The organism is Lysinibacillus antri (assembly GCF_003977595.1).
Classification (GTDB): domain Bacteria; phylum Bacillota; class Bacilli; order Bacillales_A; family Planococcaceae; genus Ureibacillus; species Ureibacillus antri.
In genome coordinates, this window is record NZ_RYYR01000010.1 from 153,960 (window position 1) to 162,486 (window position 8,527).

The 8,527-nt window shown below is 36.4% G+C and carries 3 protein-coding genes and 1 pseudogene; 3 read left to right on the forward strand and 1 reads right to left on the reverse strand.

Features of this window, described 5'->3' with window-relative positions:
• Window positions 1-204: 204 nt before the first annotated feature.
• A complete protein-coding gene (locus EK386_RS09680; RefSeq protein WP_126658959.1) occupies window positions 205-2,064 on the reverse strand; it encodes an S-layer homology domain-containing protein in 1,860 nt (619 codons plus the stop codon).
• A 194-nt stretch (window positions 2,065-2,258) separates the two neighbouring features.
• On the opposite strand from EK386_RS09680, the gene EK386_RS09685 reads away from it, so the two are divergent.
• The 3 genes and pseudogenes from EK386_RS09685 to EK386_RS09695 form a co-directional block, all read left to right on the forward strand.
• Window positions 2,259-3,635 (forward strand): N-acetylmuramoyl-L-alanine amidase, encoded by a 1,377-nt coding sequence (locus EK386_RS09685; RefSeq protein WP_126658960.1) that lies wholly within the window; start codon window positions 2,259-2,261, stop codon window positions 3,633-3,635.
• A 710-nt stretch (window positions 3,636-4,345) separates the two neighbouring features.
• Complete coding sequence (locus tag EK386_RS09690; protein WP_126658961.1) at window positions 4,346-7,909, forward strand: S-layer homology domain-containing protein; 3,564 nt, start codon at window positions 4,346-4,348, stop codon at window positions 7,907-7,909.
• A 211-nt stretch (window positions 7,910-8,120) separates the two neighbouring features.
• Window positions 8,121-8,435, forward strand: a pseudogene (locus EK386_RS09695) (JAB domain-containing protein); the annotation flags it as partial.
• Window positions 8,436-8,527: the final 92 nt, after the last annotated feature.

Sequence of the window (8,527 nt, forward strand, 5' to 3'; positions counted from 1 at the left end):
AATATTTACAATAAGCATAAAAGGAGAGTTGCCACTTAAAATGACAACTCTCCTTATTTCTTGCTTAAGTCCTCACCTCGAGCCAAAGTGACCACAAGCCGGGGCAAGTGCCCGCAATCCAAGCACCGATACCTAAACCTTGTAGTAATAGATAGTATCCAAAAAAGACGCCCAGAACCAACCATTCTGAACGCCTTGATAAGCTTACTTCACAATATAATCCCCAGACACCCATCCAGTGCCGCCGTTGTAATACACTTGGTACCAAATATCTTCTTGTACTAATTGATCATTTTCATCTAATACACCAATCAACTTGGATTTTGCTTTAACCGAACCGAGGATAGAACCTGCAGTAGTTGGTTCACTACGTACGTTTAAAGGAGTATCGATCTCCGCTACTGTTAAGATATTCAGGTAGGACACGTAATCACCAGAAACCCAGCCCTCTTTACCATTAACGCTCACTCTATACCACGGACCATTATGACCAATAACCGTTACCTTCGTATCCATTGCAAGCTGGTCAATAATATTTGAACTTACCGCCGTACTTGGGTAAGTTCTTAATTTCAGGTTATCCGCAGTTACTTTTCCAATCGCACCTTTTAAACTTGTAATCAATGCATATTGATTTTCAGGTGCTGGTAGTGGAGAAGTGCTTGGCTGATTTTGGTATCTTGGTACGTCAAAAATCATTTTTGTTGTTTTATCTGCACCAGTTATTGCGTAAATATCTTGGATTTTTCGTGCTTGGATAATTGCCCATTGTACATGTGTGGCATATTGGTGCTTTGGTGGATCATTTGGATTCCAACGCATTTTGTATAAAGTATCTTGTCCAACGCCAATATACTTTTCTTTTACAAATTTTGCGCCACCAATAATTGCATCATTAATCGTGAACCATCCATCCGTATAAGCTCTTTCCGAACCATATTTGTTTGGATCTACATCAATTGCGCCAATTCCATATACATTGTATGTCTTTTTGATGTTTGTTAAAGTTGCACGATTTTGTTCTGTCACCATTTCGGGTTTTCCGCTCGCATTTAGACCGACTTCAATACCTTTTGCTAAAGCAGAACTTCCGTTACCTGTTTCATGTAAAGCATGGGAAATTAAATAGATGGCATTAATGTTATGATTAATTCCTGCATCAATGAAAGCATTAGCTGTGTTTGCTAATGTACCTTTCCCCGATAGTACCTTTTCATTCACAACTCTCAGATCGAGATTTGTAATAGGGGTTGATAATTTTAAGAACTGGTAATATTCTACACTTGTTTGGGAGAAGTTATTTGGATTGACATAATAGGCTACTAAATCTTTCGTTCCTATAAACAATCCGCCTCCATCCACTTTGGGGTTATTATTTGCTTGGACAGTAAGAACATCCGCAAAGTTTCTCGAATAGCTAGTCGTTGTGTGAACAATCGAACCAACAGCCGGCTTTTCTGGAACACTCTCAGGATTTAATATACGGAAAATAACAGAAGCTGCCTCTGCACGAGTAGCTACAGCAAGTGGAGCAAAAGTGTTATTTGGTTTACCAACAATAATGTTAAGTGAAACTACATGCTGTACTTTATCATAGGCCCAATCGGCAATTGTATTAGTGTCATTAAACGTAAGTGAGCTAGCTGATGACTCCATCCCTAAATAGACAATGGCATTATGGACCATCACAGCCATTTGTTGACGGTTAATTTTATCATTTGGATTAAAATAGCCATTTTCGTTACCTGCAACGAGGTTATAGTAATATGCTTTGTTTACATCATTATAGAACCATTGACCTTCATGAACATCATGAAAATTTGCAGAAGTCGATACTTCTGGTAATTCCAATGCTCTAACAAGAAAAGCAGCAAACTCAGCGCGACTCACATTATTGTTAGGTAAGTAGTTTCCTAGGGCATCACCTTTCATAATTTGATGATCAATAAGAAAACTCATTTCGTCATATGCCCAGTGCTTTGAAATGTCTTCAGCCTGCGCGGGTGTAGGTGAGAAATACAGTCCAGCTGCTAGTAAACTTGCAGCAAGTGATAATTTTTTCATTCAACAAACTCCCTTCAAAACTATCATTCTATATAAACCCTATCAAACTATGGGGAAAAAATATAGAGGAAGTTCTAAAGAAAATTTAGTAGTATTCTCCTCTTCTGCTGATTGTTGTCGAAACCGGTGCAGAATTATGGTATATTTTAAATATATTTAGTATAAAAAGAGATTAATAGTTAGGAGACCGAAAAATGGTAAAAAAAGAATTCTACTTGTTGTTTTCCTTCTTGTTGGTTATATTAGTTTTTTTACCAATAAAGTCCACCTCTGCTCAGACACTATCTGATATCCCAGAAAATTATAAGGCGGAAGTAAACTATTTAATAGAAAGAGGAGTAGTTGCTGGGTATGAAAATGGAGAGTTTCGACCTGAACGATTTCTAACAAGAGAAGAAACAGCAACGATGATTGGAAAAGCATTGGGATTAAACGGAGAAAAGCCGGGTAAAACAGTATTCCCTGATGTTAGTCCAACTTCTTTTGCTTCAGGTTATATCCAATCTGCAAATGAACAGAAAGTACTAATGGGCTATACAGACGGGACATTTAAACCAAAAAACAATATGACGCGTCTAGAGATGGCTTATCTGCTGACAAGTGCCTTTAAATTATCAAGTAATCAAGATGTTTATTATGTAGACATGCCAAGTGGTAAAGGTGCCTCGCAAGTGATTAAAAATATAACAAATGCCGGGATTACGGATGGTTATAGCGATGGCACGTATCGACCAAATAACGATATCACTCGTATTGAATTTGCAGTGATGCTTGCTCGCGCGTTAAACCCGGAATTTAAGATACAACCGCCTCAATATACACCAGTAAAAATGTATGTAACAGACAATAACCTAAATATAAGAAAAGGGCCAGGTACGCAATTTGAAGTGTTAGGGAAGTTACAAAAAGGTGATGAAATTATTTCCTATTCAATAGAAGGAGATTGGATACAAATTAAAACTGATAATGTCGCTGGATATGTCCATAAGGCATACTTATCAACTGAAAAAGTAAGCGCAGATAGAGTAATTACCATTGACCCAGGACACGGTGGAAGTGATCCAGGAGCAGTTGGTAATGGACTAAAAGAGAAGGATATTGTGTTAAGTGTAGGTCTATATTTAAGAGACTATTTACAGGAAGCAGGAATTAAAGTAGTTATGACACGTTCAACGGATGTCTTTATTAGTCTTGATGAACGAGTTAAAATCGCAGAAAGAGCTGGGGCCGATACATTCGTTAGTCTTCATATGAATTCGGCAACATCTACATCTGCTAGCGGTACAGAGACGTACTCTTCTACGTCAGGCTCTTCCTATAAAGTGCAGTCAAGTAAGAAGCTATCGGAATTTATACAAGAACGATTAATTGACACATTAGGTACAAAAGATCGTGGCGAAAAAACAGAAGAGTTTAAAGTACTCAAAACCAATTCGTTACCATCCGTGCTAGTAGAAATGGGCTTCATCTCGAACGCCAGTGAAGCAAAGTTGATTTCAACACATCAAAAAGAAACAGCTGAAGCCATTTACTTAGGAATTTTAGATTATTATAAGTGGTTAGAAAAATAAGTAATAAAAGCATGATGAATGATCGTACATGAATTATTACAGTAAAAAGCTTTAACTAACAACATTGAGGAAATTCCTCTAATTGTTAGTTAAAGCTTTTTTATTTGGTTAAGAAAAAAATTCGTAGAGTCTGTACAGTATGGGGGGTACAGGTTCTAGCTCATGGAACTTTCCCACGCCCCCTACGAAGGGAAAAATATTTTTTTGTCGAAATCTTCAACAATTATCAAGGGAAATCAGAAGAATTCTGCTTTCCCATTAAAAGAATAAAAAGAAAAAGACATAAAAAGTGAAGAACTGAATATACGTATCTAGGGAGCAAAATTTAGAAGGGGATAAATTAATTAGTAGATTGAAAGATTTAGTACCATTAACTAGCATTTCTGGATGTTTTTCGAATCCATACCGCTACTCTATTAAATATTACAAATATAACAGTACAGTAACAATTGGGACAAATAATGTAATGGGATAAATGGTAATTTTAATAGTTATTTGCTTGAATTGGATAAAAGATAATGTTATAGTTTGTAAGTAAGTAAATGATTCTACTAATTTCGTCAGAATTTAGTAGATTTATTTCAATAAATTTACTTTGCTTTCCTTATTATTCAAGAAAACTATAATACATATTTTTGTAATTTTTAGTCGTAATATAGTTTTCAGAGAGTAATATAAACTTTTGAACTGATCTAGGGAGGAATTATAGAATGACAAAGCAAAACAAAGGTCGTAAATTATTCGCGACAACAGCAACTGCAGCACTTGTGGCTTCAGCGATCGTACCAGTAGCATCTGCTGCTGAATTAAACGATGCTGCAAAAATCCCAGCTTGGGCTAAAGACGCAGTTAATTATTTAGTACAAAACGAGGCTGTTCAAGGTGACCAAAACGGTAACTTTAACCCATCTGGTAATTTAACTCGTGCGCAAGCGGCAGTAATCCTTGCTAAAGTTTTAAAATTAGAACCAACTGGTACAGAAAACTTTAAAGATGTTAAAAAAGGTGACTGGTACTATGATGCAGTTACTGCAACTTCACCAAAAATTTTCTCAGGTGATGACAAAGGAAACTTCAATCCAAATGCTCCTTTAACTAGACAAGAAGCTGCAAAAGTTCTTGTAAGTGCATTTGAATTAACTGGATCAGCAGAACTTAGCGGCTTCTCTGACGCTTCAAAAGTTCCTGCTTGGGCTAAAGAATTTATCGAAACTGCTGTTGCTAACAAAGTAATCAACGGTAAAAATGGCGCATTAGCTCCAAGTGACAAAATCACTAACGCTGAATTCGCTGTAATGGCAAAAGGATCAATCGATGCTGCTGCTGGCGAAGTAATCGTTGATGGTTTAGCTGTTAAGAGTGTAAGTGCGATTACATCTACAAGTGTTACTGTAACTATCGATGCTCCAACTGAAGATTTAGTAGATCAAACAGTTGTAGTTAAAGACGGTGCTGGTAAAACATACGCAGTAAACGCAGCTACAATTAAAGCTGGCGCTACTGAAGCTACATTTAACTTTGTAACTCCATTAACAGTTTCACCAACTGCTGCTTGGAAAGTAAATGGTGTTGCATACAAAGTTGATAAATTAGCAATCGTTGCTGTTGAAGGAACTGACTCAGCACGTAAAACTTTAGTAGTAGAATTTAACTCTCCAGTAGAATCTTTAAGTGCTTCTGAGATTGTAATTCGTGAAAAAGTTGCTCAAACTCGTTCGGCTGTTGAATCAGTAAAATTAGCTTCTGATGGTATGTCAGCACAAATTACATTAGTTGGTTTTGGTGACTCGTCTATCAATGGTCTAAAACCTCAAACAGTTTATACATTATCAATCACAAAGAATGGTTCTGTATTATCTGCTGATTTTGAAATCCCAGCTGTACTAGAAGATGCAGTTGTCCAAACTATTAATACAACTAACCGTACAATTGCTGTTGCAACGAAAAATAATGCTGGTACTTATGTTGCTGGGCCAACACTTAACATTCCAAAAGACCTAGCATTTGACTTCCAAGAAGCTCGTGGTCGCGACTTAACAATTTGGATTGATAAAAATAATAATGTAACTAAATTCGTATATAATAGCGAAACAGTTATTTATGATGCTATTGAGTACGAAACAAAAACAATTAACGGTGCTCCAGTTACTGTCGTAAAAACTCTTTCTGACGGTAAGACTTATGAAATTTCAGCTAATGTTGGTGTTCAATCTACTAACAATGGTGCTTTAGTTCAAACTATTGGTAACAAAGACAACTACGCTAAAATCGTATTAGGTACTGACGGTAAAGCTAAAACAATCATTGCTCATGATTTAAGCAGTGCAATCCTTGTTGATAAAGTTGAAAATGAAACAGTTTCAGGTTACGGATTAGCTGCAAGCTTAAAAGATTACACAATCTTAAAAGATGGCAAAACAGCAACAATTGCAGATATCAAAGCTGGAGATGCAGTATTCTATAACACTGGAACTAAAGTTGCGGAGATTTATAACAACAAAGTAACTGGTAAAATTTCTGCATTCTTCAACAATGAGATTCAATTACAAGGTAAATCTTATGCAATTGGTAATGCACAAGGCGTAATTGATAACAAATTTACAACATTAACAAATGATAATGTTGCAGCTTACACTAATGTTACTGCTTATCTAGATCGTGCTGGTCAATTAGAATTATTAACTGGTGAGCGTTCTGAAGCTGCTAAAGCAACAAGTGTAGCCTTTGTTAAAGAGAATATTTCAACATTTAACTTTAAAGGTGTAGACTATTTAAAATTAGTTACACAAAAAACTGATGGTACTGCGGCTACAGAAGAAATTGATGCTGAAAAATTAACTTCTGTTAAAGGTATTACTGTAGGTGCAAATTCTACATTCCAAACAGCTAATTTAACTGCTCAGCAAGTAACTGATGGTAACGTTCTTAAAGTAGCAGGCTTCTTTGTTGCAAAAGATGCAGGAACAGGCGCTGATAAACTATGGTATGCACATGCTGGTCAAACAATTGCAGCTGCTAAAGCTGATGTTATTGCAGCAGGAGCTAATACTTTAGCTACTGAATTACCAATTCCAGTTGTTTTTGAAGATGTAGTAGAAGTAACAAAAGCTGCTGATGTGGTAACTGGATTAAACTTCTTAGGTGCCGGTACACAAGTTAATACGGCTTCAAACGAAGTTAAATTAACTGACAAAGCATTAGGAACTTCAAATGGTACAGGGCCTTCTTACCAATTAAGCTCATCTGTTCCAGTTTTCATAAAAAATAAATTATCAGCTGGTCAAACTACACAAACTTATAAGAGCACAACTTGGGGTGCATTAGATGCTAACATCTCTAAGATTTTAGAAGATAATGCAACTGGTCATGCTGGTGAAGAATTCACTGTTTATAACGATGGTAAAGGTAATGCTAAATACATCGTTCTTAATGAAAATTTAATTCAACAACCAGATCCGAATAATAAATTTGAGGGTGTAATTTCAGAAGTAAAATATGGTACACAAACTACTCCTGAAATTGCTTACATCAAGTTTGCTGGGGATGATAAACAATATACAGTTTCAAGCTCAACTAATTTACACACAACTTCATTAGCAATTGGTGATGTTCTTAATGTTGAAGCAAAAGAAACAGCAATTGTTAATTTCACTCAAGAAACTGCTGGTACAACTAATGCAATTGGTAAATACAGTGCAACTGATAAGCAAATTTCAGATGGTGAGTTCTCAATTGCCGGTGTTACTGGATACTCATACGCTAACTCAGGCGTTAAAGTATACGAAGTAACAGGAACTGGTTTAAATACAAAACTTGAAGCACGTACTACTGGTGATTTAACTAACTTACGTGCTGACCAAAAAATTGTTGCTTCATTAATCGCAGCTGGATCTAAGAAAGTAGATGCAGTTGTTATCTACACTGATTCAACACCAATTTCAGCTGCAACTGTAACTGGAACTTATAAAGGTGGAAATGCTGCGAATATCGAAGCTAACGAAACATTAATCTTTACTTTCAATGACCAAGTTGATCCTGCAGATATTACAGCTCTTGAGGGACAATTTGCATCTGTATTTACTGCTGGTAGCTTTACTGTAGCTAGTTCAACAGTTGCTGGCAAAACAGTAGTAACTGTAACTGCTTCAGGAGCGTATGCAGGTGCTGCAATCGCAACTTTCAATACTGATGGTACAATTACTCTTACTGCAGCTAATTTAACTGATGTAACGGGTAATACACCTGCAGCTAATTTAGTTGTTGACTTTAAATAAGTTTGTATACCTAGTACACAAATAATTCTAATAACTTAATTAGAGTTTTAGAATGAATCGAAAGCCCTGTGGAGAGAAATCTCTACAGGGCTTTTCTGTTTCCGTCATAATAAAACTTTCAAACATATATTATTACCTTAAATGAGCGCTAACATCTATTACAGGTGTTAGTGTTTTTTATATTTACCAAACTATTCAAGGAGTGATTTACATGGAAGACAATCGAGAGAATGTACCTGCGAAACGTGTGGACATTGTGCAAGTGAAATTAGTAAGGGAGAAAACGATGTTGTACAAAAATCGTCGAATTCGTTCCCCACATGATGCTTATGAATTAATGAAAGAATTTTTAGGTGATGTGGATCGGGAGCATTTCATTGTGCTTTGTATGGACACGAAGAACCAGCCAACATGCATTCAAACAGTGCACATTGGTAGTTTAAATTCCTCAATAGTACATCCACGTGAGGTGCTAAAACCAGCTATTTTAAGCAACAGCTGTTCCTGTATAGTTGGGCACAATCATCGTGCGACACGTTCATAACTGAAAAGGTTATGCACGCTGTCCGAAAGTCAAAATGACAAGTAAGAGAGTCGTGAACTCTTCACTCGATAGGT